Genomic DNA, 25,339 nt, shown 5'->3' with positions numbered 1-25,339 from the left:
GCTATTCCTCCCGCAACCGGACACTATCGGCCTGGGTGATCACGAGTTCGGCGCCGTCGGCACTCTCGATCCGGAGCGCACCCACGTCGTCGACTCCCAACAGTCTCCCGCTTATCGACTCTCCGCAGTCTAACCGGCCATCGGGAAAGACGTCGACCTCCGACCCCGCGGGCCATATCGATAGACTACTCCAACGAGCACGGATCGCCTCCCAGCCGTCTCCAGCGAGCGCATCGCAGACCTTCGACCAGCGGTTCAAGAACTCGGCGGCAACTTGCTCCCGTGTAGGAGGGGTCCTCTCGCCGAGAAGGATGCGTAACGATACGGCCCTGTCCTGCAGCTCCGCCGGCAGATCGTCAGGATGGTGATCCACGTTGATCCCGACGCCGACGAAGATCTCGGACCGACCGTCCGGTCGACGATGCATCTCGATGAGGATCCCGCCGAGTTTGCGTCCGTCGTAGCTCAAGTCGTTGGGCCACTTGAGGCCGACGGGTATCGCGGTCAGACTGCGACAGGCCTCCGCGGCTGCGACACCGGCGCCGAGGGTCCAGCGAGTCACGAGTCGAGGCCGATCGGCGATCGACTCGGCGACCGAGAGGTAGAGGCCCAGGCCTGCAGCGCCGAACCACGGACGCTGTTGACGTCCGCGTCCAGCAGTCTGTCGATCGGCGATGACGACGCGACACTCCGGTCCCCCGGAGCGGGCACGCTCTTTCAGCCGATCGTTGGTCGACTCCACGGACGGCAGGCATTCGATGGTGTAGCGACCCGAGTCCAGGAGTTCCAGCAACCGCCCGACATCCAGCGATGAGGACGGCTCCTCCAAGATCTATCGTCCCATCGATAAGCGCATCGAGAGATCCGCAGCGCCGGCGGAGTGGGTCAGATACCCGAGACTCATGCAATCGACGCCCGTCTCCGCGACATCCCGCAGTCGACCCGGCATCAGACCTCCGGAGGCCTCGAGGACGATGAGACCGCGCGCGGCCTCCACCGACGCGCGTAACGCGTCGAGCCCCATGTTGTCGAGAAGAGCCCTCCCGGCACCGGAGGCGATCGCCTCTTGAAGCTGGTCGAGGTCACGAACCTCGACGGTGATCCGGTCCTTCGTGACGCCACTCGCCAGGGCGGCCGCGACCCACTCCATGATCGGGCGTCCCGTCGCGAGGTGGGTGTCCTTGATCATGACAGCGTCGTACAGTCCCATTCGGTGATTCGTTCCCCCGCCGATACGGACCGCGTACTTGTCGAGGACACGCCATCCGGGGATCGTCTTTCGGGTGTCCAGGATCTGCACGCCCGTGCCCGCGACCTCGTGGACGGCCTCCGCGGTCGCCGTCGCGACACCGCTCATCCGCATCACGAAGTTCAACGCCGTTCGCTCGCCCTGAAGCATCGGGGCGGCGCTGCCCTTGAGGGTTGCCACGACCGTCTCGTCCCGAACAGGGTCGCCCTCCCGGTGTCTCAGGCAGACCTCCAGCAACGGATCCAATTGCGCAAAGACGGCCACGACCAGTGGGAGCCCCGCCACAACCAGGTCCTGTCGCGCGACGATCTCGGCTTCCGCCTGCAGCGAGGCTAGAATCGCCGGATCGGTCGTCAGGTCCCCCCCGTGGCCGAGGTCCTCGGCCAACGCACGCCGAACGACGTCCTCCACAAGTTCGGGAGGCAGCGTCGGCATCACGACCCCTCGTCGTCGCCCAATGCGGCCAGCATCTCGTCCAGTCGTCCGAGGCGCTCCGCCAATTCCGACTGCAATTCCCGCTCCTTGGCGACGACATCTTCGGGTGCCTTGGCGAGGAACGACCGGTTCGAGAGTTTGCGCTTGCGGGACTCCAGCTCCTTGACCACCTTGCCCTGTTCCTTCCGGAGCCTCGACCGTTCCGCGTCGAGGTCCAGGAGTCCTTCGAGCGGGATGGCGATCTGAACGTCGCCGGCGATCCCCCGGGCCGCGATCGTCGTGCGATCTACGATGTCGGCGATGCGAATCCCCGACGCACGAACGAGTGTTGCCATTCTCTTGCGTTCCTGACGCAAGACCTCCCGGGACGCCGCGTCTCCGGTGTAGAGAACGACCTCGATCGGTTTGCCGGGGGGGATCTGGCTCTCGGCTCGGAGATTTCGAATTCGAGCCACGACGTCGCGCATCAGCTCGATCTCTTTCTCGGCGGTCGTGTCGGCTTGATACGCGTCGGCAGTCGGCCAGGAGGCGACGGCGAGGAGGCCATCGTGATGAGGCAGTCGTTCCCAGAGTTCCTCGGTGACGAACGGAATGAACGGGTGCAGAAGACGCAACGTCGTCGCGGAGACATGCAGTAGGACGCCGCGAGCCGCGGCACGCCGCTGGGGCTCGACGTCGTCGCCGAGATCCGGCTTGAGAAACTCGATGTACCAGTCGCAGAAGTTGCCCCACACGAAGTGGTAGAGAAGGTCGGCGGCGCGATCGAATCGATACTCGGCCAGCGCTGCATCCACGCCTTCGATGGTCTCTCGTAGCCGCGAGAGGATCCAGCGATCCACCCGAGTCAACGAGTCCTGATCGAAGCTGGCGGGTGGATCGTCGCCGAGCCGCATGAGGACGAATCGTGTCGCGTTCCAGAGTTTGTTGACGAACGCCCGATAACCTTCCATTCGCTCGGGAGCCAGCGGGATGTCGTTACCTGGGGCGGCGAGGATGGCCATGGTGAAGCGAACGGCATCCGTTCCGTATTTCTCCTGGACCACCGCCGGCTCGATTGTGTTGCCCTTCGATTTGGACATCTTCTGTCCCTGGGCGTCTCGCACCAACCCATGGATGTAGACATCACCGAAGGGAACGTCGTCCTGGAACTTGAGTCCCATCATGATCATTCTGGCGACCCAGAAGAAGATGATGTCGTGCCCTGTGATCAGGAGTGACGTCGGGTAGTAGTGCTGAAGGTCCGTCGTCTCGTGTGGCCAGCCCAATGTCGAGAACGGCCACAACGCGGACGAGAACCAGGTGTCCAGGACGTCTTCGTCCTGACGAAGGGCTCCCGCGCACTTGTCGCATTGTTTTGGCTCATCGACCGACACGATCGTCGTCTCGCACGCATCGCAGTACCAGGCAGGGATTCGATGCCCCCACCACAGCTGCCGGGAGATGCACCAGTCGTGGATATTCCTCATCCACTCGAAGTAAGTCTTGGACCAAGCGTCGGGAATGAATTTTGTTCGACCGGATTCGACCGCGGAGATTGCGGGACGCGCCAGGTCGTCGATGCGGACAAACCACTGCGTCGAGACGAGCGGTTCGACCATCGTGTGGCAACGCTGGCAGTGACCTACCGCGTGCTCGTGCTCGTCAACGCCTACCAGGAGGCCCTTGGCGTCGAGGTCAGCGACAATCTTCTTCCTGGCTTCTAACCGATCGAGACCGGCATATTCGCCTGCCGCATCGGTCATTCGAGCGTCGGGCCCGATTACCACGCGTTCCTGAAGCCCCAGGCGTCGCCCGGCCGCAAAGTCATTCGGATCATGGGCCGGCGTGATCTTGACCGCTCCGGTTCCGAAGGCCGGATCGACGAACGTATCGGCAAGCACGGGCACATCGCGACCGGTCAGGGGTACTTCGACTCTCTGGCCGACCAGAGCCGCGAATCGCGAATCCTCCGGATGCACCGCGACACCGGTGTCGCCCAGGAGGGTTTCCGGCCGTGTCGTCGCGACGCGAATCTCGCCGTCGCCGCCGTCGGCCGCGGGGTATCGAATGGTGTAGAGACGACCCGCGGTCGCGTGGTGGTCGGTCTCGAGATCCGAGAGGGCGGTACTACAACGGGGACACCAGTTAACGATGTAGCGGTCCCGATAAATCAGGTCCTCGTTGTAGAGTCGAACGAAGACCTCGCGAACCGCCTCCGAGAGTCCCTCGTCCAGGGTGAACCGCTCGCGAGACCAGTCACAGGAGGAACCGAGTCGTCGCAACGCGTCGGTGATTCGATTGCCGTAGGTCTCTTTCCAGTCCCAGACCCGTTTCTGGAAAGCCTCGCGGCCCAGTTCATGCCGCGTGGTGCCTTCCTTTTCCAGTTCGCGCTCGACGACCATCTGGGTCGCGATGCCGGCGTGATCCGTGCCGGGCAGCCAGAGCACGTCACGGCCCCTCATCCGCTGATACCTCACGACGACATCGTGAAGCGTATAGACCAGGACATGACCGATGTGCAGGTTGCCGGTGACGTTCGGCGGCGGGATGACGATGCAGAACGGTGCCTTTCCGCCGGCCGGATCCCCGCGAAAGGCGTCCGCCTTCTCCCAGCGCTTGATCCAGGTCTCCTCGACCGTCTCCGGACGGTATTCCCGATCCAGCTCCCGACTCATCAAGGCCCCCCGGTAGCGTATTGGCTACGCGTCGTCTTCCAATTCCTGGATCCGTCTCCGGATGAGATCCGGCGCAAGCTCGCGAACGGCTTCGCGAGTTGCCTCGTGTACGATCTCGCGCACGCCGTCGGCCGAGAGTCGCTCGATGACCCGATCGACGACCTGCTCGATCCATTCGGGCGTCGGTTCGTCGACGGTGGTCTCGATCGCGTCTGCTGTCGCATCCAGCGAATCGGAGACAGGCTCGGGCTCCGCGACGGCCCGCTCCAGGGCATCCAGGACGGCCGACCGCAAGGCCTCCGCATCGAAAGGTTTGACGAGGGCTCCATCGGCTCCGCATTGCTCGGCGAGGGTCTCGTCGAGGGGCTCGAATGCTCCGGCAAGCAGAAGAACCGGAACCTCGCGTAGCTCCTTCACCTTCCGGCACAGGTCGTAGCCGGCCACGCCGGGCATATTCAGATCGGCGAGGACCAGATCGGCTTCCCCGTGGACCACGCGTTCGAGAAGTGTCTCGCCGTCTTCGAAACTCTCGACGCGAAACTCGGTGTCGACGTAGGTCAGCTCGACGATTCTGCGAATCGTGCTGCTGTCATCTGCCAGAAGAAGTGTTTTTGCCATCGAATTCTCGGTCGATCACCCAAGGTCGCGGGGCTGAACGTTCTGCCGCACCCAGTCGATGATCTCGGTTGTCGTCGCGCCGGGAGTGAAGATCTCCAGGACACCCTTTTCCTTCAGACCGGGGATGTCCTCGTCGGGAACAATGCCTCCACCGAATACCGCGATGTCCGAAACCCCTTGCTCACGAAGGAGTTCGATGACCCGCGGGAACAGATGATTGTGGGCTCCGGAGAGGATGGACAACGAGATGGCGTCCACATCTTCCTGGATCGCCGTCTGCACGACCATCTCCGGGGACTGGTGGAGTCCCGTGTAGATAACTTCGAACCCCGCATCACGCAGCGCACGCGCGATGATCTTCGCGCCGCGGTCGTGTCCATCAAGCCCCACCTTGCCAACCAGCAGGCGCAGCATACGCTCGCTACTCACGATGAATCCCCCGGATCAGATTACGGATGTTTCTCGATAGCGACCAAAGACCGGCACCAGTGCGTCACTCACCTCTTGAACCGTCGCGTAAGCCCGTACGGCGTCGAGCATCCTCGGAAGCAGATTCTCGTCACCCTCCGCGGCCTTGCGGAGTGCGGAGAGCGTCTCGTCGACGCGCTCGTTGTCCCGCTCGCGCTTCAGTTCCTTCAGGCGCGAAACCTGTCGTTCCTCGACCTCCGGGCCGATACGGAGCAGCTCCGGTTTGTAGGTCTCGTCCATGCAGTACTTGTTCACGCCGACGATGGTCTTGGTGCCGACTTCAATCTGTCGCTGGTACTGGTAGGACGCTTCCGCAATCTCTCGTTGCTGGAAACCCGTCTCGATGGCGGCGATGACGCCGCCCATCTCGTCGATTCGACGGATGTAGTCCATCGCATCGGCCTCCATGCGATCCGTCAGCGACTCGACGAAGTACGAGCCGCCGAGAGGATCGACGGCGTGAGTCACTCCCGACTCCTCGGCGATGATCTGTTGGGTGCGGAGGGCGACGGTGACCGCCTCATCGGACGGCAACGCCAGCGCCTCGTCGTAGGAGTCGGTGTGGAGGGACTGCGTTCCGCCGAGGACCGCAGCCAGGGCCTGGATAGTGACCCGCACGATGTTGTTGTGGGGCTGCTGGGCCGTCAACGAACAACCGGCCGTCTGCGTGTGGAACCGACAGAGCAGGGATTTCGGATTCTTCGCGCCGAAGCGTTCCTTCATCTCGCGGGCCCAGATTCGTCGGGCCGCCCGCATCTTGCAGACTTCCTCAAAGAAGTCGTTGTGAGAATTGAAGAAGAACGATAGCCGCGGAGCAAACGAATCGACCTCCAGTCCCCTGTCGATGCCCGCCTGCACATACGCCAGACCATCGGAGAGAGTGAATGCCAGTTCCTGGACCGCTGTCGAGCCCGCCTCGCGAATGTGATAGCCGGAGATCGAGATCGTGTTCCACTGCGGCACGTGCCGTGTGCAGAACTCCATCATGTCGGTGATGATGCGCATGCTCGGGTGGGGCGGATAGATCCACTCCTTCTGCGCGATATATTCCTTGAGGATATCGTTCTGGAGTGTGCCGCGGAGTTTCTCGAACGACACACCCTGCTTCTCTGCCACGCCGAGATACATCGCGAAGATGACCGCAGCCGGCGCGTTGATGGTCATCGAGGTCGAGACCTCGTCCAGCGGGATGCCGTCGAACAACCGTTCCATGTCCTGGAGCGAGTCGATGGCGACCCCCTCCCTGCCGACCTCGCCACAGGCCAGGGCGTCGTCGCTGTCCCGCCCCATGAGCGTCGGCAGGTCGAAGGCGACGGAAAGCCCCCCCTGTCCGTGATCGAGGAGGTACTTGAATCGTTCGTTGGTCTCCCCTGCCGAGCCGAACCCGGCGAACTGCCGCATCGTCCAGAGGCGGCCTCGATGCATCGTGGGATGGATCCCGCGGGTGTACGGGTACTCCCCGGGGAAGCCCAGTCGATCCGTGGGGTCCCAGTCGTCGCCGAGATCTTCCTGGGTGTAGAGCCGCTCGATGGGGAGGCTGGAGACGGTCGAGAACTCGATGTCCCGTTCTCCGCCTCGTTTCAGAGCCGGGTCGAGGGTTTTCCGATCCCACTCCGCGCGACTGCGGCTTCGTTGAGAGCCTGCAGGCGGTTTCTTTCCGTCGTCGCTCATCGTCACGTCTCGGATCGGTCATTGACCGGACAGACCTTCGCGCACCGATCTCCCCGGATTGGGTCACAGTTCGCATAAGTCGTTTGATTCCCGAACGTTATCAGTGCTCAGGGGGAGGGTCAAGAACGACCGTTACCGCTCCGTCTCGATGAGGCCGAAGTTTCCATCGTCCCGACGATGAAGGACAGAGATCCGGTCGGAGTCCAGATCGCGGAAGACCACGATCTCCTCCTCTCCGGACTCCAGCAACACGGCCGCATCCTCCGCGGACATCGGGCGGGTCCGATACGGTGCGCCGGGCACGATTCGAGACAGCCGAGCGGCCGGCTCAGGCTCCGCCGAGGCCTCTGCGCCGGCGTTGGCCTCGATGGTTGCCGCGATATCGGGGTCACGATGCCCCCTGCGATGCTTATGATCCGTCAGCTTTTCCTTGTACTTGCGTGCTTGCCGCTCGAGCTTCTCCACGACGTCTGCAATGGCGGCATGGGGATCGTCGGTTTCAGCGCTGCCGGCAAGGAACGCGTGTCCGGAGCGCACGTGGATCTCGGCCGTGTGACGATGTTTTTCAGCGCCGAGGACGAGATGGACATCCAGCGATTCCTCGAGGAGACGTGTAAGGCGGCGCAGCTTTTCTTCTGTGAACTCGCGAATGCCCTTGTCGATCTGGATATGGCGACCGGTGATTTCCAACTGCATGCGGTAATCCTCCCCCGAGGCGTCCCTAGCGGAACGCCCGTTTTCGTTGGCTGGACGACGGAATTCTCAGCTCCTCACGATACTTGGCGACGGTGCGCCGTGCGATCTGCAATCCCTCTTCCTTTAGCAGCTTGACGACCGCCGAATCCGATAGCGGCTTCAACTCATCTTCGGCGGCGATGATCTTCCGGATCTTCTCTTTCACGCTGAGCGACGAAATGTCATCGCCGCCATGTCGGCTGGAGATGCCGCTGTGAAAGAAGAATCTCATCTCGAACACGCCCCGGTGGGTATGCATGTACTTGCTGTTGACGACACGCGAGACGGTCGACTCGTGCATGCCGATTTCATCGGCCACATCCTTGAGCACCAGCGGCCGCATACGATCGATGCCATAGTCGAGGAATTCCTTCTGGAACTTCACGATCGCCGTTGCCACCTTGAAGATCGTTCGCTGCCGCTCCTCGATACTCTTGATGAGTCGGAAGGCGGAGCGGAGCTTGTTGCGAACGTACTCCTTCGTCTCCGTGCTGGCCTTCTCGGCCGAGCCGGCAGCCACCATTTTCCGATAGACCGGGCTGACCCGCAACCTTGGAAGACCATCCTCGTTGACCAGGATTTGATACTCGTCATCGATCTTCACGACGTAGACGTCCGGCACCACGTAACGACTGTCTTCGGAGCTGTACTTCTGGCCTGGTTTGGGATCCAACCCACGAACGATCTCCAGTTCCGCCTGCAGATCCTCCATGTCGATTTCCAGGGCCGCCGCCAGCTCCTTGAATCGGCGATTCTGCACCTTGTCCAGATGCTCGCGAACGATGGTCTCGGCGGCGGTTCCTTCCTGGCCGAGATGATGAAGTTGCAGGACCAGGCATTCAATAAGATTGCGGGCGGCGACGCCGACGGGATCGAACGCTTGAATCAGCTGGAGGGTCGCCTCGACCTCTTCCGAAGAGCTGTCGGTTAGCTGCTCGATCTCATCGACGCTTGCCCGTAGAAGACCGTCCTCGTTGATATTGCCGATGATGGCTCGCCCGATCTCCTTCTCGGTCTCGGAGGAGGTCGAGAGATCAAGTTGCCAGGTCAGGTGTTCCGAGAGACTCGGCTTCTCGCTGAGGGTGTTCTCGAAGGTCGGAAGATCGTCACGGGTCTCGAGGGGCGCCTTCGGGACGTAGTCGCGATCTATCTCCTGGAAGTAGGACTCGTAATCGATCTCCGAGTACGGGTCGTCGGCGGATCCATCCTCGGCACGGTTGTCTTCGGCGGGAGTCTCCGGAGCGGTCTCTCCGGTACCGGCATCCAGTTGCGCCTCCTCGAGAACCGGATTCTCAAGGAGCTCCTGCTGGACCTCGTCGACAAGCTCCAGCTTGGACATCTGGAGTAGCTTGATCGCCTGCTGCAACGACGGTGTCATCACCAGTCGCTGGCTCATCTTGACGCTAAGTTTTTGCTCGAGGGCCATCGCGTGCGTCACTCAGGCTTGCACTAGTGCAGCTTGAAGTTGTCTCCGAGATATACCCTACGGACCTCTGCATCGGAGGCCAATTCCGCGGGGGTTCCGTGCCTAAAAATCTTTCCCTGACTGATAATATAGGCGCGTTCCGTGATCTGTAAAGTCTCACGCACGTTGTGATCCGTAATGAGGACTCCGAGCCCTTTTTCTTTCAATTGCACCACGATGCGTTGCAAATCTGAAACTGCGATAGGGTCGATTCCCGCGAACGGTTCATCCAGCATCATGTAATCGGGGTCGCTGGCCAACGCCCGTGCAATCTCGGCACGTCGACGTTCGCCGCCGGACAATGCATAGCCGGGCGAGCGGGCGATTCGTTCCAGCCCGAATTCCTGAAGCAGCGAGTCGCAGCGGGCCCGTCGTTCTTCCCGTGAGAGAGGGCCCATCTCCAGAACGGCGAGTAGGTTCTCCTCGACGGACATACGACGAAAGATGGATGCCTCCTGGGGGAGGTAGCCGACGCCGCGACGTGCACGCAGATACATCGGCAGGGTCGTGATGTCCTTGCCGTTCAGGGTGACCCGACCTCCGTTTGGCGGAACGAGTCCCAGGATCAAATGAAATGACGTCGTCTTGCCGGCGCCGTTCGGACCCAACAGGCCCACCACTTCACCCTTACGGATCTCGATCGAGACGCCATCGACGACCTTGCGACCGCCGAAACTCTTTTCGAGGTCGTGGGCCGAGAGACCCTCCATTAACCTGGCTCCCCTGTTCGGATACTGCCGTGATCCGAGTCGCCCGAGTCGACCTCGAGCTGACCGGAGTCCAATCGATAGCGTAACACCCGTGCACGGCTTTCCCCGGCCCCAACCTGCGTGACCGTTGCCGGCGTCGTATCGCCGTAAAGGACGATCGTCTCATCGGCCGGAACGTAGACCAGCCGGTCGGCATTTCCGTGGATCCACTCCTCGTCTTCCCCTTCGTCCGATGGACGTCGAAACTCGAGGCGGACCGCGCCGAGCCCTCGAATCTCCTCGATGCCCCCATCCTCCAGTAGGTCGGCCTCCAGTCGTGTCGTCTCCACCCAGCCCTCGGTGAGCCGGACACGGACGTGACCCTCGTACACCGCACGACGTTGCGCGTCGCTGAAATTCAGCGTGTCGGCCACGATCTGGATGAAGTCCTCGGCGGCGGTGCCCGGCTGATCCTCCCGGCGAGGGAATCGACTCGAGACCCGCTCGCTTGCGTGCAGTGTGCGCGCATCTCGCTGAAGCGTGACCGTCTCTGCTGACAGGTTTCGTTCGCCCTGCCACGCGCGAACGGTCCCGCGGAACGTTGTCACGCGGCCGTGGTCCTTCCCCTCCATCGTCTCCGAGACGAAGTGGATCGCTTCTGCGGTGTGAAACATCCCCTGCAGTGGACCTGCCTCCTCGCCCGCAGCGGTCGGGAGTACGGTTGCTTCGACCTTGCCGCTTGCATCCAGGAAGCTACCGGTCGAATCGGTTCGAATCTGCACCGCCGCGACTTCCAATCGTTCGCGGGTCAATCTTGCCTTGCGACGGGGGGTACCCCACAGAATGATCTGCATCCGATCATCGCCATCGCGTAGGGTCGCACGGGACGCGGAAGCCTCCGCGCCACCGCCCTTGAATCGAACTTCCCCGCTGGCCTCGGCACCCAGCAGGCCACCCTCTGCGTCGGCCTCGGCCTGGAATCGATTGCAGCGCAACCAACCCCGCCCATCGGCCAACGCGCCCTGAACGACTACGGTGCCGGTCGCGCCGAGGGCCCAGCGGATCCCCTGGTCGGTGTCGGTTCGTCGAATCGTTTCGATGTCGTCTCCGTGGATCGAGTGCGCACCCAGCGTCAGCTCTGCGCTGCCACGCATATGCACCCGCTCAGGCGCACCGCTGCGGTCCCAGTCCGCCTCGAGCTCGTCCCCGGCGGTTCGCATCGGAGCATCGTTCTCCTTGGAGAACTCGGCCTGGACGGCGCCCTGGGCCCGGATCCAACTCAGGCGTCCGTCCTTGCGCAGAAATCTGGCGCGGTCGGCCTCGAAGCGGTCACCGCTGGGACCCTCGATCCGGACGTCACCGACCAACTCCGCATCGTCGAGCCCATCGAAGAGCAACGCCTGTCGTGCCTGCAGTCGGGTGCCGTCGTCTCCGGTGAGATCGAGATTCTCGAATCGTGTGGGCTGACCCTCCAGGCCGTAGACCAGAGCGCCGGCACTCCCGCCGACGTTGCCCGCTTCGATCACGACGGCATCGTCGGCCCACGCCTCGCCCGCCGCCTCATCCACTCGGAGGTCCGGAATCCGCAGTGTCAATCCGTCCCGAAGGTCACGGAACACAACCCGCCCCTCGAAATCGATCCGTCGTGCACCCGGCGGGCCGCTCAGGACACCTCGGTCGGCATCGATCTCGACCGGCTGCTGCTGATCGCGACGATAGAAGGTGAAGTTTCGGATCTGGACGAAGTGCAGACGACCCTCATCCGCCTCGACAAGCTCTCCGACGAAGGCGCTGAGTTTTCGGGTGCCGCCCACGGTCTCGACCCATTCGACGCCGGTGATGACTCTCTCGTCGGAGTTGTCGCGTTCAATCTCGGGCTTGGTCGCATCGTCGACCGCCCGAAACTCGACCACGAGCCACACCACAAAGAGCACGAGGAGGGCGGGTAGGACGAACTGTAGGATCCTGAGACGACGCAAGGGTCAGCGACCCTTGAAAGAGGCCTTCCGCTTTTCGAGAAACGCGGTGGTCCCCTCCTGCATGTCCTCGGTGGCGAAACATAGACCAAACAGGCTGGACTCGAGCCGCATCGCCTCGTCCTGCGAAGTCTCGGCGCCCGAGATCACCGCCTCGAGGCAACGAGAGACCGCCTGGGGGCCCATCTTCAACAGCCCCTTGGCGTACTGCTCGACCGTCTCGGTGAGCTCCGCCGCGGGCACGACCCGATTGGCGAGGCCGATCCGGTGGGCCTCGGTGGCGTCGATCATCTGCCCACGGAGAATCAGGTCCAGCGCATGACCGCGACCCACGATGCGTGGAAGTCGAATGGTTCCACCGGCGCCGGGCATCAGACCGAGGCCGACTTCCGGTTGTCCGAAGCGTGCGTTCTCCGCCGCGATGCGGAGATGACAGGCCAGCGCCAGCTCACAACCGCCGCCCAACGCAAATCCGTTAACCGCGGCGATCACCGGCTTCGGGGAACGCTCGATCCTCGCGAGGACTCGCTGAAGGAACCCGGAGAATCGCTGCGCCTCCGCCGGATCCATCGACGCCATCTCGGCGATGTCGGCACCGGCCACGAACGCCTTCTCACCACTTCCGGTGATCACGAGGACGCCGACACTGCCGTCGTCGATGGCATCAGCGACGGCCGCGTCGATCTCTTCCATCACCCGCCGATTTAAGGCGTTGAGCTTCTTTGGGCGGTCGATTGTTAACCAGCCGATGTGTGAATCAATCTGAATCTTGAGGAATTCGAAGGCGGCTTCAGACATCGTGTTTTCCGTCCGCACGGTTTGGATACTTCTTCTCGTGAGCACGATAATCGCGCCCTTTCAATTTAAGGATCTCACACATCTCGCTGAGTCGCGAAAGAAGCGGATCGCCGAGCCGATCTTGTAGCGATGTCGGAAGGTCTCTTCGGTCCGAACTGGGAACCGAATGTTCCTTCGCCCATGTGAGGTTTGTCGTGATTATTACCAGGCGTTCGTCGTTGTAACGCTGCGCGATTATGTCGTGCAGTACGTCTTTGCCCCAATGGGTGGTCCGGCCGGCACCCAGATCGTCAAGGACTAACAGGTCGCAATCCAAAACCGGACGCAAGACCTCTGCCTCCTTAACCCCGCCATCGTCAAATGTCGCCTGGAGTGCTTTGAAGAGTGCACGCTGTTCATAAAAAAGAACCGTTTGCTTGTAGCGCTCAACAACCTCACGCGCCATGGACACGGCTAGATGCGTCTTGCCAGTTCCGGGAGGCCCCATCAACAGCATTCCCTGCTTCTGCGAGAGGAATCCATCGACCCAACCTTGGCAAAGATGGAGCGCAGGCGCGAGCGTTTCGTTGGAAGGCTCGAACGAATCAAACCTGCAATGCGCGTAGCGCTTCGGGATTTTTGCGCGCCGCAGGAGCTTATCGGCGAGACGCTCCTTCTCACACTCGCAGCGCACCGAGTTGATCACGCCGCCATCCGCGGTGCTCAGCGCGAATCCCGTTCCGTTGCAGATGGGGCACTCGGACGCCAAAACTGCCTCGTCCTAGTTCAGGTAACCACGTAGCTGCTGACACTTGTGCGATCGATGCAATTTCTCGAGGGCCTGCGCCTCGATCTGCCGGATCCGCTCTCGGGAGAGATTCAACATCTCGCCGATCTCCTTGAGCGTCTTGGGATCCGAGCCGTCCAGCCCGAATCGTTGGCGGACCACCCGTTCCTCTTTGGGGTCCAATTCGGTCAGGGCATTACGCAGGAGTGTCTTCAGTGAATTGCGGAGAAGGACGAAGTCTGCCGAGGGCATCGTCTCTTGCTCGATCTTGTCGGAGAGATGGAAATCGTGTTCCTCGTCGATCACCGCCGAGAGCGAGATATTCTCGTCCGCGACCAGCAGCAGGTTGGTGACATCCTTGACCGGAACTTCCATCCGCTCGGCGATCTCTTCGGTCGATGGGATGCGCTTCAACTCGATCCGCATCTGCGACTGCGCCTTGCCGATCCGGTAGAGCAGGTTGGCCTGTTTCTGCGGGAGACGGAAGGCGCCGCTCTGATCGGAGAGGGCGTGGATGATCGCCTGCCGGACCCACCAGACGGCGTAGGTGATGAACTTCACACCCTTGTCCGGATCGAAACGCTTGGCCGCCTCGATCAGGCCGATATTGCCTTCATTGATCAGATCCAGGAAGGAGAGGCCGCAACCTCGATAACGTTTTGCGTACGACACCACAAACCGCAGATTGGCCTCGACCAACCGACGCAGGGCCTTGGCGTCGCCCTTGGCGATCTTGCGGCCGAGATCCTTTTCCTCCTGGGGAGTGATCCGCGTAAGCCGCGAAATCTCCTTGAGGTACTTCTTCAGGGACTCGGAACTCGCAACCCGCGGTTCTTCGCGTTTCTCTTCCATGGTTCCTTGCTGAAAGCGAGCGGCAGTATAACACCTGCCGCAACGTGGAACGGGAGCCACCCGAGAGGGTGACTAGCGGATTTTCACCCGGATGGGGCCCGGTTTTGGGTTGCGTGTGCGCGGAAGCGTGACCTGGAGCAGGCCGTTCTCGAAAGCGGCGTCGATCTGGTCGCGATCGGCGTCGGCGGGAAGGTCGATCCGTCGCATGAATCGTCCGGATGAGCGCTCGACCCGATGGAAACGTCGGCCGTCGGCCTCTCGCTCGGCCCGACGCTCTCCCTCGACGACCAGCTGCTCGCCATCGATGCGGAGTTCGATCTGGTCCTGCTGTAGGCCGGGAAGCTCCAGGAAGACCTGGAACGTGTCGTCGGCGGCGAAGATGTCGGCCACAGGCGTCCAGTACTCGAGGCCGCCGTGGGCCTCGAACTCGGTCCTGGTCAGGGCATTCTCGAAGAGGTTGTTGAGCCGCTTTTGCACGCCGAGCATTTCGTCCAGCGGGTCGCGTTCCTTTTGAGCCATCCGTCGTCCCCATCCGACCCGTCTATCGACGGGGCAGCGATCTATCACCGGGCCCAACCGGGCGAGGCGAGCCCATGATAACGGAAAAGAGGCGGGCCTGCGGCCCGCCTCCCTTCGAAAGATCAGTTCTTCGACGATTCGGTGTCCACGACCTCCGCATCGATGACGTCATCGTCGTTGGATCCGTCGGTCGTCGCCCCGGCGTCACCGGAGGCCTCGGGGCCTGCGGCACCGGCGGCCGCTGCCTGGCTCTTGTACATCTGCTCGGCAAGACGATGGGACGCCTTCTCGAGAGCCTCGGATGTCTGAAGGATCTCGTCGGCATCCCCCTTCTCGAGCGCGGCCTTGGCGGCCGTGAGGGCGGTGTCGACTTCCGTCCGCTCGGCCTCGTCCAGTTGATCCCCGGCCTCACCGAGGCTCTTCTCGACGGAGTAGACCAGCTGGTCCGCCTTGTTGCGGGCATCGGCGACCTCGCGTGCCGTCTTGTCCTCCTCGGCGTGACTCTCGGCATCCTGAACCATCTGCTCGATCGAGTCCTTGTCGAGACCCGAGGATGCCGTGATCGTGATCTTCTGCTCCTTGCCGGTGCCGAGATCCTTGGCCGAGACGTTGACGATCCCGTTGGCGTCCAGGTCGAAGGCGACCTCGATCTGGGGAATCCCACGGGGTGCCGGCGGAATATCCGTCAGATGGAACTTACCGAGAGTCTTGTTGGAGTTCGCCATCTCGCGTTCGCCCTGAAGCACATGAACCTCAACGCTGGTCTGCCCGTCGGCGGCCGTTGAGAAGACCTCGCTCTTCCGGGTCGGGATGGTCGTGTTTCTGGCGATCAGCTTGTGACAGACCCCGCCCAGCGTCTCGATGCCCAGGGTCAACGGGGTGACGTCCAGGAGCAGGATGTCCTTGACGTCGCCACCCAGGACTCCGGCCTGGATCGCCGCGCCGAAGGCGACGACCTCGTCGGGGTTGACGCCCTTGTGGGGCTCACGCTTGAAGAACTCCGTCACCATCTCCTGGATCATCGGGATTCGGGTGGAGCCACCGACCAGCACGACCTCGTCGATTTCGCCGGGTTCGATTCCGGCGTCGGACAGGGCTTTTTCGCAGGGCTTCAGGGTTCGCTTCAACAGGTCGTCGACGAGCTGCTCGAAACGAGCGCGATTCAGCTTCAGCTGGAGATGCTTGGGGCCGGACGCGTCTGCCGTTATGAAGGGCAGATTGATCTCGGTCTCGGTCACGGACGAGAGCTCGCACTTCGCCTTCTCGGCGGCCTCTTTGAGGCGCTGAAGTGCCATCTTGTCTTGCGAGAGGTCGATCCCCTGCTCACTCTTGAACTCACCGACGATCCACTCGATCAGGCGCTGATCGATGTCGTCGCCACCCAGGTGGGTGTCGCCGTGAGTCGCCTTGACCTCGACGACGCCCTCACCGACCTCGAGGACCGATACGTCGAACGTACCTCCACCGAAGTCGAAGACGACGATCGTCTCGTCCGTCTTCTTGTCCAGCCCGTAGGCCAGCGCTGCAGCCGTCGGCTCGTTGACGATCCGCTCGACCTGCAACCCGGCGATTCGCCCCGCGTCCTTGGTGGCCTGACGCTGCGCGTCGTTGAAGTACGCCGGTACCGTGATGACGGCCTGCGTGACTTCTTCACCGAGATGGGCCTCGGCGGCCTCTTTGAGCTTGCGAAGCACCATCCCCGCGATCTCCGAGGGCGGATAGTTCTTGTCCTGGATCTTCACGACGACGTCGCCGTTGTCGGCGGCCTCCACGTGATACGGGACCATCTTGATCTCGTCTTGCACCTCCGCAAACTTGCGACCGATGAATCGCTTCGTGGAGTAGATCGTGTTCTCGGGGTTGGTGATCGCCTGCCGTTTGGCGACCTGCCCGACCAGTCGCTCACCCTTGTCGTTGATGGCGACCACCGATGGGGTGATCCGGTTCCCCTCGGGGTTCGTGATGACGGTGGCCTTCCCGGCCTCCATGACGGCGACCACCGAGTTGGTGGTGCCAAGGTCGATTCCGATGATTTTTCCCATGACTTGGTCTCCGAAATGGCCCCGCCGGGGCCCAAAATTTTCTCGATGGCGGCGGGTTAAGACGGCCGAAATGGGCTGTCAAGCCCGTGGGGACGGCAAAAAGTAGATCCGCGGCGGAAAGGCGGGTTATTCGTCGTCCTGCCCGACACCCATCATCATCCGCTGGGTGGGGGTGAAGCTCCGAGAGAACGTCAGCGTCGGGCTGGGCTCGCCGTCGGCGTCCATCCCGAAGATCTGGAATCCGCCGTCGGACAGCCGGTAGCCGTAGAGGCGTCCCCAGGGGTCCGAGAGGGCGTACTCCGGGAGGTAGCCACCGACGGCCAGGAGTTCGAGACTCTCGGGGAAGGTGCCCGCATCGAGATAGAAGACCTGCAGGGCCTCGTCAAGACGATCGACCCGTGCCTGAGAGGCATAGGCGCGGAGTTCGCGGGAGGCGGTGTCGCTCCCCGTCAGCCGCCAGGGAGCCAGGGGGTTGGAGGACAGGCTCACGAGCCCGATCAACGCGGCTCCGAAGACCACCGTGAGGGAGACGACGACAAACAGTTTCTGCAGGAGCCCGGCCGGCTTCTTCGGGATGTTGGCCGCCGTCGGCTTCTCGACGACTTCGACCAGGCTGCGAGTCATCAGGTCCGAGAGGATCCTGAAGGTGTCGAACTCTCCCAGCGTCGAACGGTCGTTGACCTCCCCGACGGTGCGAACTCCATCGACCAGCAGCAGAACTTCTTGCTCCTCGCCGGAGAGCTGCAGGGCGTCGACGGGCTTCTTCGCGGCGGCCGCCGCTCCATCGGGATCGAAGGCCAGATCGATGTCGAAGTCTTCCTCGACCATCGCCGTCATCCCGAGGTCGAGATCTTTAGCCGCCTCGGTAGGACGCAGGATCATCTGGTCGTTTTTGATTCGACGCTCGATGATCGGCCACTCGTCGATCATTCGCGCGCCTTCCATCAGGATGGTCTCGGCGCTAATCGGTGCGAAGTGTTTGCTGTCGTAGTCGATGTCGTCGGCGGTCTTGAACGAATAGCTGCCGACGCGCCAGCGGAAGAGTCGATAGACGATCTGGAGCGACTGCACGCGCAACGCCTCGACGAGGTCGTCTTCGTCGATCAGCTCCCGTCGGACCAGGACGTAGCCAAGCCGTTGGAGTGTCTTCTTCTGAACCGCCAACGATTCCTGAAGCTGTTTCTCGGTGATGCGGCCGGTCCGCACGAGCACGTTACCCAGTAGCGTCTCGACGCCGCAGGCTCGGAGATCGGCGCCAACGACGTGACCATCGAGGAACTTGACGGCGACGCCATCCTCCCCGTTGTCCAATTCGAGGACGCCGGTCTTCCTCTGGATGCCGATAAGCTGGAAGATGTCCGCTAGACCGAAGTCTCCGATCGTGCCTTGCAGGGCCATCTATGCGACCCCCCGTCGTCGGCGACGCACATTGGCACCCAGCCAGATCGAGACCAGCCCGACGATCCCGACGAGCGCCAGAGGCTGAACCGTGAAGACGGCGGGCAACGACGCGGTGCCAAGAAGATCGAACCGAAGATCCAGGTTCAGAAGTGCACCGAGTGGCTGAAGGGCGACCGGTTGCCAGGCAAAGAAGAAGACGAACCACGCGACTACCAGCGCGAAGCCCAGCAACGTGTGACCGCGGAGTAAGGCTCCCATTCCCGGCAGGAACCAGGAGAGCGCCTTCCGTGCGCTACGGGTCCAACGCTCATGGCGTTCGACTTCGTAGAGCTTGAGGGACTTCGCTTCGGGTGCCAACCCATCGCCAAGAACGAACAGATGATGACACTGGCTGCAATACTCGTGACCCTCGCGACCACTCTTGCAGTACAGGCAGAAGGGTCCACCGCATCGGATGCAGCGGCGTGCGACCGACTCCGGGTCACTGAAGAACGTGAGCGCCGCGAAGAGGCCGAGGAGCAGGATCGAGACGATGGTGATCGGATTCAAGAACTGTCGGGTCAGCCACGAGCCCCTGGGCGGTTCCTCGCCGGCCCAGGCGCGGGGCTTGCGCCCTTCAAGTGCGGCACGCCAGACCGATCCCGTCTCCAGGTCCGCGTCCAGAACGGTCGATCGTTCGCCCGTGTCGCCGGAGGCGATCTGCATGATCGCCGCCACTTGCTTCGAGTCGATGGCGCGAGCCTTGGCCAGCGATTCTCTTGAATCGTCAAAGTCGAAGGCCTCGGATTGAGCCAGGTGACGATTGAAGTATGCCAACGCCATCTTCGGCTGCACCTCGATGGCATGGTTGTACTGGGCGATGGCCTCCGAGAACTGACCCGTGGTGTAGAAGATGTTGCCCACGTTGACGTAGGCCTGCTCGAGGGTCGGGTCCAACTCCAGCGCGCGACGATAGGAAGCGAACGCCTCCTCGAAGTAGCGACCGTTCTTGTACAACCCCGCCAGGAGGAACTGATAGACCGGGTCCTCGGGATAGGACTCGGCCAGAGCCTCGATCTCGAGGATGCGTTCCGGCGAATAGGCGCCGTCCGCGGCACCCACGGTGTGCTGGACGACCGGATCCGAGCTCATGCCGTACAGGCCGACGATGACCCGATAGGCCGGTACGCTCAACGCCAGCAATAGAACAAGAACGACGGCGGCGATGCGTTCGCCCCGCTTCATGAATCGATAGCAGGCGGCGATCCAGTACAGGATCATCCAGCCGGCGGCGAACCACAGCACCAGAGGTGCCAGCAGGACCGCCCAGCCGAGCGGCCGCGACCAATGCGCGGGCATCCGCTGAACCACCCACTCCTCGACCTCGTGCCTGAAGGGAATCTGGTAACGGAACACCATCGTCAGGCCGAAGACCACGCCACTGACGAGGACTGCGATCAAGAGCAGGAACGCCATCCGATTGAGCAGACTCAGATCCCCCACCGATCGAACCACGGCCGCGCGTTGCGCACGGAACCAATCGCCGATCGCGGCGAGATGGTCCCCGCGGTTCCAGTGGACTGCAGCCCGTGCTCGATGGATCTGAGGGTGCCCGGCGTCAAAACTCTCCGCCAGCTCCAGGGTCGCCATCGCCTGATCGAAGTTCCCCTCCTGGATCCAGCGTTCGGTCTCGCGCAGCAACGCGCCGGAGAGCTTGGAGAGTTGATGGACTCCCTCCTCGTCGGAGAAGCTACCGATCTGGACGCCCATCGCGGCGGCGTCTTCGAAGCGCCCGTCGGCGGAGAGCGCCTTCCTCTGGAACCACAGAGAATCCAGGCGGGTCTCGAAGGATTGAAAATCGAACGAACGCTTGGCCGACTCGACACGGGGAGTCGGAATATCGATGGATGGGTTGGGCTTGCCACCGAGGCGGATGACACCGGTCTCAACTTCCTGAGCGAAAGAGAGCCCGGCGGTGGACATCAAGCAGACCAGGAGTGACAACTGCAGGATTCTTCGACAGCGCGCTGCCGAAATTCCGCACCAGACCCGCCGGGCGGTCGTCACTCGATTGTCCCCTTCATGCCTCGCGCGAGAAAATTGCCGTGAGGCTGCGGGGACGGGCGATCAGGGCTCCGAGTCGGGACTCGGGGTACCCTTGCGCGCCACGAAGAGCATCCGCAGCTGGTACAGCATTCGCTCCAAGAGCCCTTCTTCCTGGGGACTGAGATTGCCGCGGCACCGGATGCGAAGTAGATCGAGCAGATCGATCTGAAGAGCGGCCTGCTCGAGATTCACTTCCGGTTTGCCCGACCCGGGATACGGGATCTCTCCGAGGAAGATCAGTGCCGGTTGTGCCATGGCATTGATCAACATCGTAAAGTCCACGCCTTCCGGTTCGTCCAGCGATCGATGTTCGAATCCGGGTGTGTCGGTCTCGGACGCCTCAACCGGTTCGCTGGAATCCTCCCCTGAGGGTTTGGACGAAGATTCTTCCTCGCTCTCCTCCAACGCCTCCCGGAGCTTCCCGTCCGGGGTGAAGAGCCTACGATCCGTGACCTTGATCTCGGAACCGGCTTCCTGGTTTTCGCTACCGCGGGTCCGTTCACGATCTGCCATTTCCATCCCCGAAATTCGCCCGAAACCGGAGAGATTCCGGTGTCGGTGAGGATGGTACCATTGCGCTTTCCGCCGTACCAAACGACGCGCCCTGGTCCTGGCGACGACCGATAGTCGACCCTGAATCACAAATCTGTGTCCCCGTCAGAGGCAAGTCAAGGAAGGGACGGAATCGATGGCTCCACCGGAAAAGTTTGAAAATCTGGTGGAAATCATGGATCGCCTCCGCTCGGACGACGGCTGTCCCTGGGACCGCGAACAGACCTTCGCGACCCTCCGTGGCTACCTGATCGAGGAATGCTACGAGGTGGTCGAGGCCCTGGACCGGGACGACTGTGATGCGCTCCGGGAGGAACTGGGCGATCTGCTCTTTCAGATCGTCTTTCTGGCGCGGATCGGAAAGGAACGCCAGGCGTTCACGGCCGCCGACGTCGTCCGCGGAATCTCAGAGAAGATGATCCGACGTCATCCCCACGTTTTTGCCGATGCCAAGGCCGAGACGTCCACCGACGTCCTACGGGCCTGGGAGGAGATCAAGTCCAGAGAGAAGGGTCCCACGAAGGAGGGAGCGGCGTTCCGATCGGTCCTCGATGGTTTGCCGGCTCCCCTGCCGGCCCTCCCCAAGGCTCAGCGGCTTGGCGATCGAGCGGCCCGCGTGGGGTTCGATTGGCCCGACGCGGCGGCTGTCATGCGTCAGGTGCAATCCGAGATCGCGGAACTGAATCAGGCGATGGAGTCCGGATCAAGTGACGATGTTCGTGAGGAGCTGGGGGATGTGCTGTTCTCGACCGCGATGCTGGCCCGTCACCTCGATGCCGATGCCGAAGCCTCTCTCGAGGCGGCCAACCGGAAGTTTCGCCGTCGTTTCCGTTGGGTCGAGCAACGGGTCAGAGAGTCCGAGCGCACGATCGATGGGTTGGACATGGCGTCCCTCGAGGCCCTGTGGCAAGACGCGAAGAAGGCCGAAGGCTAGCCGACGTCGATGACCCCGAGTCGACGGAATCGATCGTAGCGTCCCCGCACCAGCGCCTCTCCATCCAACGGCGTCAGCTCCGCCAACTGTCGCTCGAGGACGTCTCCCAGACGCCGCGCCTGTTCGACAGGATCCACATGGGCGCCTCCGGTCACCTCGGGAACGATCTCGTCGATGATGTCGAACTTCAGAAGGTCCTGGGCCGTTATCCCCATCGCCTCGGCGGCCTCCCGGTTCTTTTGCGGGTCCCGCCAGAGGATCGCCGCACACCCCTCGGGGCTGATGACCGAGTAGATCGCGAACTCCAGCATGTTGACCCGGTTTCCGACGCCGAGGGCTAGCGCGCCGCCGCTGCCCCCTTCGCCGGTGACCGTGGCGATGACCGGTACCGTCAGCTTGGCCATCTCTCGAAGGTTGAAAGCGATCGCCTCGGCCTGCCCGCGCTCTTCCGCACCGATACCGGGATACGCGCCCGGAGTATCGATGAACGTGATGATCGGGCGACGAAACTTCTCCGCGAGACGCATGGCGCGAATGGCCGTTCGATAACCCTCGGGGCGCGGCATCCCGAAGTTCCGCCGAATCTTCTCCTTGGTGTCGCGACCCTTCTGATGTCCGACCACGAGGACAGGTGTACCGCGAAACCGTCCGAACCCGCAGACGATCGCGGGATCGTCCGCATACTTACGATCCCCGTGAATCTCGCCAAACCCTTCGATCATCTGTTCGATGTAGTTCAGCGTGTACGGGCGTCGAGGGTGGCGAGCCACGAGCGTCTTCTGCCACGGAGACAGCGACGCGAAGATCGTCTCCCGCATGGAGGCCAATTGTCGTTGAAGCTCGATTCGCTGCTGTTCCGTCGCGTCGTCATCGCCGACACCGGAGAGAGATTCGATACGTCGCTCGAGGTCCAGGATCGGCTCTTCAAAGCTGTTTTCGCCCATGGACTCCTCTCGATCCGGCAACGGACCCAACAGGGATAATCGATGCTCCGCAGACCTGTCAAGCTTCACGGAAGCTCGTCGCCGCGAAGGCATCGTTCCAGCCGGTCCGGATCACTCGTGAGAAGAGAACGAAGCGAACGCGGAAACTCGTAGTTTCTCAAGATCGCGTCGCGTACGGTCGCACCACGCCGCGCAGGGATCAGGGCCAGGATGGCGACCCAGCGACTCTCAGGATCGGGCCAGCGCTCCGCGAGGAGGCGGAGAGCGTCCAACTCGGCCTCGGACGGGGCCTCGCACGCGAACAGCGGCTCCCACAGCCCGAACTGAACCAGCGTTTCCGCGGACGCGATGACCCGGGGACCTCGCCAGAGTAACTGTAGCTCTCTTGATCGACGGCTTGCGGAGATCTCGAAAAGCACACCTGCGGCAATCGCCTGTTGCATAGATTGGCGGAGAGCGTCGCTCGGACGCAATCCGAGACGGACGCCGTAGCGAGCCGCGCGAAGCATCCGTGTCGGGTCATCGAGCATGGATCGGTCGTGAAGGGCCCGCAGGGTTCGAGCCTCGATATCCGCCACGCCCTCGTGAGGATCGAGAAGTGCTCCCTCCCCGTTGGCGCGGCAGGCGATGGCGTTGATCGAAAAATCACGACGCGCAAGATCGTGTTCGAGTGAACCGGGACTGACATCCGGCAACGCCCCCGGTCTTGCATAGACCTCGCTCCGCGGCTGGGCCAGATCGACGATGCCGACACCGTCGACATCACAACGCGCGGTTCCGAAGCGTGGGGTGATGCGTTCGACGTTCATCGGGTAGGAAGACTCGAGGCGACGAATCACCGCTTCGATGTCGTCCTCGACGATGAGATCGAGATCCAGCGGTTCACGATCGAGCAGCAGGTCACGGATCGCACCGCCGACGAGAAAGCACCGCCCACCTACACCGTCGTCCACTCGATCGACGTCGCCGAGAAATGTTCGTTGGGTCGGTCGCAACCGCGCCAGCAACCGGCCGGCGGGTTGGTCACGCACGCGGATGAAAGTCCTTGTAGAGTCTCTTCAGGCGCTCGCGATTGACGTGGGTGTAGATCTGGGTGGTCGAGATGTCCGCGTGACCCAGCATCATCTGGACCGATCTCAGGTCGGCGCCGTTTTCCAGCAGGTGGGTCGCGAACGAATGACGCATGACATGCGGCGAGAGAGGTATGTCGATCTCCGCGAGACGACCATAACCCTTGATGATCTTCCAGAAGCCCTGCCGACTCAGTGACGCGCCAAGCCGATTGACGAAGAGACAGTCGGTGCGCTTGTCGTTGAGTAAAGCGGGGCGGCCCTCTGCCAGATAGCGTTGGATCGCGCCATCGGCCTGCCCACCCATAGGGACCACGCGCTCCTTCGAGCCCTTCCCCCAACAACGCAGATAGCCGGCGTCCAGATGCAGATCGCCTAGCCGCAGCGTCAACAGTTCGCTGACCCGCAGCCCTGTCGCGTAGAGAACCTCCAGCATCGCCGAGTCACGGAGCCCACGCGGGGTACGACGATCGGGAGCCGCCAGCAGGCCCACGACCTGTTCGCAGCTCAAGACCTTCGGCAGCGTGCGCCAGGTCTTCGGCGCCTCCAGATGTCTCGCCGGATCGTCGTCGATCACCTTCTCTGCACAGAGGTAGGCGAAGAACCGGCGTACGGCGACGACCCAACGAGCGACAGAGCGCGGTGAGCGGCCGTCGAGTCGCATGGCACGCATGGCCGCGTGAAGATCTTCCTTGGATGCGTCCTCCAACGGACGCTTCTTTCCCATGGAGTCGATCAATCGATTGAGGTCACTGCGATAGGCCGCAAGCGTGTTCGGCGCCAGACCCTTTTCCACGACGAGGTGGTCCAGGTATCGCTCGACGAGGGACTCCTTACGCGCCACGACCCTCGTCCCCTCTCCCGACGGACTCCAGCATCAAGGTGACCGGTCCATCGTTGACCAACTCTACATCCATCATCGCACGAAACTGCCCGCGTTCGACCCGCACTCCGAGATCCGCTATTGCCCGGGCGTAACGCTCGTACAACGCCTCGGCAACTCCGGGAGCGGCTGCCCGAGTATACGACGGCCGACGCCCCCGCCGGGTATCAGCCAGCAACGTGAACTGCGACACGACCAGGGCCTGTCCGCCGGAGCCGACCAGATCGTTGTTCATCTTGCCCTGATCGTCGGGGAAGATCCTCAGGTGGACGGTCCGTTCCGCCAATCGAACGGCGTCGGCCACGTCATCGCCGATTTCCACGCCCAGGAGCACGAGGATGCCGTGGTCGATGCCGGCGATCGTCGCCCCGGCAACCCGCACGCTCGCCGTTCGGACCCGCTGGATCAACGCTTTCATCGAGCTACCTCCCGCAAACCGCCCCCACGCCGGTTTCTGGGTCGAAACCCACGATCGGTTCTCTTCGGTTTTCCCCGTGCCAACGGTATACTATCGTCTTCCCATTCAGCCTGAA

Annotated in this window: 23 protein-coding genes; 1 reads left to right on the top strand and 22 read right to left on the bottom strand. The window is 62.4% G+C overall.

Going from position 1 to position 25,339, the window contains the following annotated elements:
* Window position 1: 1 nt before the first annotated feature.
* The 18 genes from OES25_09455 to OES25_09370 form a co-directional block, all read right to left on the bottom strand.
* Entirely contained in the window at window positions 2-829 is an 828-nt protein-coding gene (locus OES25_09455) for a biotin--[acetyl-CoA-carboxylase] ligase (protein ID MDH3627867.1), read from the bottom strand.
* Between the two features lie 3 nt (window positions 830-832).
* The gene (nadC, locus tag OES25_09450) at window positions 833-1,684 is read right to left on the bottom strand and encodes a carboxylating nicotinate-nucleotide diphosphorylase (protein MDH3627866.1); all 852 of its coding nucleotides are present in this window, start codon (window positions 1,682-1,684) and stop codon (window positions 833-835) included.
* Window positions 1,684-4,341: a valine--tRNA ligase gene (locus OES25_09445; GenBank protein MDH3627865.1), complete on the bottom strand. Its 2,658-nt coding sequence runs from the start codon at window positions 4,339-4,341 to the stop codon at window positions 1,684-1,686. The genes nadC and OES25_09445 overlap by 1 nt, the downstream gene beginning before the upstream one ends.
* A 21-nt stretch (window positions 4,342-4,362) precedes the next feature.
* Window positions 4,363-4,956 (bottom strand): response regulator, encoded by a 594-nt coding sequence (locus OES25_09440; protein MDH3627864.1) that lies wholly within the window; start codon window positions 4,954-4,956, stop codon window positions 4,363-4,365.
* A gap of 15 nt (window positions 4,957-4,971) precedes the next feature.
* Window positions 4,972-5,370, bottom strand: a complete 399-nt coding sequence (locus tag OES25_09435) for a cobalamin B12-binding domain-containing protein (GenBank protein MDH3627863.1) — start codon at window positions 5,368-5,370, stop codon at window positions 4,972-4,974.
* Window positions 5,371-5,400: 30 nt separating this feature from the next.
* Window positions 5,401-7,095, bottom strand: a complete 1,695-nt coding sequence (locus OES25_09430; protein MDH3627862.1) for a methylmalonyl-CoA mutase family protein — start codon at window positions 7,093-7,095, stop codon at window positions 5,401-5,403.
* Between the two features lie 132 nt (window positions 7,096-7,227).
* The gene (gene raiA / locus OES25_09425) at window positions 7,228-7,791 is read right to left on the bottom strand and encodes a ribosome-associated translation inhibitor RaiA (protein ID MDH3627861.1); all 564 of its coding nucleotides are present in this window, start codon (window positions 7,789-7,791) and stop codon (window positions 7,228-7,230) included.
* 25 nt (window positions 7,792-7,816) lie between these two features.
* The gene (gene rpoN / locus OES25_09420) at window positions 7,817-9,256 is read right to left on the bottom strand and encodes an RNA polymerase factor sigma-54 (GenBank protein ID MDH3627860.1); all 1,440 of its coding nucleotides are present in this window, start codon (window positions 9,254-9,256) and stop codon (window positions 7,817-7,819) included.
* A gap of 23 nt (window positions 9,257-9,279) precedes the next feature.
* Window positions 9,280-10,005 (bottom strand): LPS export ABC transporter ATP-binding protein, encoded by a 726-nt coding sequence (gene lptB / locus OES25_09415; GenBank protein ID MDH3627859.1) that lies wholly within the window; start codon window positions 10,003-10,005, stop codon window positions 9,280-9,282.
* Window positions 10,005-11,963 carry a hypothetical protein gene (locus OES25_09410; protein MDH3627858.1) on the bottom strand — a complete coding sequence of 653 codons (1,959 nt, stop codon included), beginning with the start codon at window positions 11,961-11,963 and terminating at the stop codon, window positions 10,005-10,007. Before OES25_09410 ends, lptB begins: the two co-directional genes overlap by 1 nt.
* Before the next feature lie 3 nt (window positions 11,964-11,966).
* On the bottom strand, window positions 11,967-12,758 hold the full coding sequence (locus tag OES25_09405; GenBank protein MDH3627857.1) for an enoyl-CoA hydratase-related protein: 792 nt from the start codon (window positions 12,756-12,758) through the stop codon (window positions 11,967-11,969).
* Window positions 12,751-13,443, bottom strand: a complete 693-nt coding sequence (locus OES25_09400) for an ATP-binding protein (protein ID MDH3627856.1) — start codon at window positions 13,441-13,443, stop codon at window positions 12,751-12,753. The genes OES25_09405 and OES25_09400 overlap by 8 nt, the downstream gene beginning before the upstream one ends.
* Window positions 13,444-13,518: 75 nt before the next feature.
* Complete coding sequence (locus OES25_09395) at window positions 13,519-14,376, bottom strand: RNA polymerase sigma factor RpoD/SigA (protein ID MDH3627855.1); 858 nt, start codon at window positions 14,374-14,376, stop codon at window positions 13,519-13,521.
* A 72-nt stretch (window positions 14,377-14,448) separates the two neighbouring features.
* Window positions 14,449-14,895, bottom strand: a complete 447-nt coding sequence (locus OES25_09390; protein MDH3627854.1) for an Hsp20/alpha crystallin family protein — start codon at window positions 14,893-14,895, stop codon at window positions 14,449-14,451.
* Window positions 14,896-15,017: 122 nt separating this feature from the next.
* Window positions 15,018-16,937 carry a molecular chaperone DnaK gene (gene dnaK, locus OES25_09385; protein ID MDH3627853.1) on the bottom strand — a complete coding sequence of 640 codons (1,920 nt, stop codon included), beginning with the start codon at window positions 16,935-16,937 and terminating at the stop codon, window positions 15,018-15,020.
* 126 nt (window positions 16,938-17,063) lie between these two features.
* Window positions 17,064-18,335 carry a DUF4388 domain-containing protein gene (locus OES25_09380; protein ID MDH3627852.1) on the bottom strand — a complete coding sequence of 424 codons (1,272 nt, stop codon included), beginning with the start codon at window positions 18,333-18,335 and terminating at the stop codon, window positions 17,064-17,066.
* A complete protein-coding gene (locus tag OES25_09375; GenBank protein MDH3627851.1) occupies window positions 18,336-20,321 on the bottom strand; it encodes a tetratricopeptide repeat protein in 1,986 nt (661 codons plus the stop codon).
* 123 nt (window positions 20,322-20,444) lie between these two features.
* Window positions 20,445-20,936 (bottom strand): DUF1844 domain-containing protein, encoded by a 492-nt coding sequence (locus OES25_09370; GenBank protein MDH3627850.1) that lies wholly within the window; start codon window positions 20,934-20,936, stop codon window positions 20,445-20,447.
* A gap of 175 nt (window positions 20,937-21,111) precedes the next feature.
* On the opposite strand from OES25_09370, the gene mazG reads away from it, so the two are divergent.
* Window positions 21,112-21,909 (top strand): nucleoside triphosphate pyrophosphohydrolase, encoded by a 798-nt coding sequence (mazG, locus tag OES25_09365; protein MDH3627849.1) that lies wholly within the window; start codon window positions 21,112-21,114, stop codon window positions 21,907-21,909.
* Here the strand turns inward: mazG and OES25_09360 are convergent.
* From OES25_09360 to dtd, 4 genes are all read right to left on the bottom strand, one after another.
* Window positions 21,906-22,853, bottom strand: a complete 948-nt coding sequence (locus OES25_09360) for an acetyl-CoA carboxylase carboxyltransferase subunit alpha (GenBank protein MDH3627848.1) — start codon at window positions 22,851-22,853, stop codon at window positions 21,906-21,908. The genes mazG and OES25_09360 overlap by 4 nt on opposite strands.
* Window positions 22,854-22,918: 65 nt before the next feature.
* Window positions 22,919-23,884, bottom strand: coding sequence for a hypothetical protein (locus OES25_09355; protein ID MDH3627847.1), 966 nt, complete (start codon window positions 23,882-23,884; stop codon window positions 22,919-22,921).
* Window positions 23,877-24,767, bottom strand: a complete 891-nt coding sequence (gene xerD / locus OES25_09350) for a site-specific tyrosine recombinase XerD (protein ID MDH3627846.1) — start codon at window positions 24,765-24,767, stop codon at window positions 23,877-23,879. The genes OES25_09355 and xerD overlap by 8 nt, the downstream gene beginning before the upstream one ends.
* Complete coding sequence (dtd, locus tag OES25_09345) at window positions 24,757-25,224, bottom strand: D-aminoacyl-tRNA deacylase (protein MDH3627845.1); 468 nt, start codon at window positions 25,222-25,224, stop codon at window positions 24,757-24,759. The genes xerD and dtd overlap by 11 nt, the downstream gene beginning before the upstream one ends.
* Between the last annotated feature and the right edge of the window lie 115 nt (window positions 25,225-25,339).

This window comes from Acidobacteriota bacterium (genome assembly GCA_029861955.1).
GTDB lineage: Bacteria > Acidobacteriota > Polarisedimenticolia > Polarisedimenticolales > Polarisedimenticolaceae > JAOTYK01.
Note: the sequence above shows the minus strand (reverse complement) of the source record. Positions and strands in the feature narration are given on the sequence as shown.

Bases quoted from the DNA above. Each gene is read 5' to 3' on its own strand.
- mazG (MDH3627849.1), top strand. From the start codon at position 21,112: ATGGCTCCACCGGAAAAGTTTGAAAATCTGGTGGAAATCATGGATCGC.
- OES25_09405 (MDH3627857.1), bottom strand. From the start codon at position 12,758: ATGTCTGAAGCCGCCTTCGAATTCCTCAAGATTCAGATTGATTCACAC.
- OES25_09360 (MDH3627848.1), bottom strand. From the start codon at position 22,853: ATGGGCGAAAACAGCTTTGAAGAGCCGATCCTGGACCTCGAGCGACGT.
- OES25_09430 (MDH3627862.1), bottom strand. From the start codon at position 7,095: ATGAGCGACGACGGAAAGAAACCGCCTGCAGGCTCTCAACGAAGCCGC.
- rpoN (MDH3627860.1), bottom strand. From the start codon at position 9,256: ATGGCCCTCGAGCAAAAACTTAGCGTCAAGATGAGCCAGCGACTGGTG.
- OES25_09395 (MDH3627855.1), bottom strand. From the start codon at position 14,376: ATGGAAGAGAAACGCGAAGAACCGCGGGTTGCGAGTTCCGAGTCCCTG.
- OES25_09440 (MDH3627864.1), bottom strand. From the start codon at position 4,956: ATGGCAAAAACACTTCTTCTGGCAGATGACAGCAGCACGATTCGCAGA.
- lptB (MDH3627859.1), bottom strand. From the start codon at position 10,005: ATGGAGGGTCTCTCGGCCCACGACCTCGAAAAGAGTTTCGGCGGTCGC.
- dtd (MDH3627845.1), bottom strand. From the start codon at position 25,224: ATGAAAGCGTTGATCCAGCGGGTCCGAACGGCGAGCGTGCGGGTTGCC.
- OES25_09370 (MDH3627850.1), bottom strand. From the start codon at position 20,936: ATGGCAGATCGTGAACGGACCCGCGGTAGCGAAAACCAGGAAGCCGGT.
- raiA (MDH3627861.1), bottom strand. From the start codon at position 7,791: ATGCAGTTGGAAATCACCGGTCGCCATATCCAGATCGACAAGGGCATT.
- OES25_09435 (MDH3627863.1), bottom strand. From the start codon at position 5,370: ATGCTGCGCCTGCTGGTTGGCAAGGTGGGGCTTGATGGACACGACCGC.
- OES25_09380 (MDH3627852.1), bottom strand. From the start codon at position 18,335: ATGGCCCTGCAAGGCACGATCGGAGACTTCGGTCTAGCGGACATCTTC.
- nadC (MDH3627866.1), bottom strand. From the start codon at position 1,684: ATGCCGACGCTGCCTCCCGAACTTGTGGAGGACGTCGTTCGGCGTGCG.
- dnaK (MDH3627853.1), bottom strand. From the start codon at position 16,937: ATGGGAAAAATCATCGGAATCGACCTTGGCACCACCAACTCGGTGGTC.
- OES25_09390 (MDH3627854.1), bottom strand. From the start codon at position 14,895: ATGGCTCAAAAGGAACGCGACCCGCTGGACGAAATGCTCGGCGTGCAA.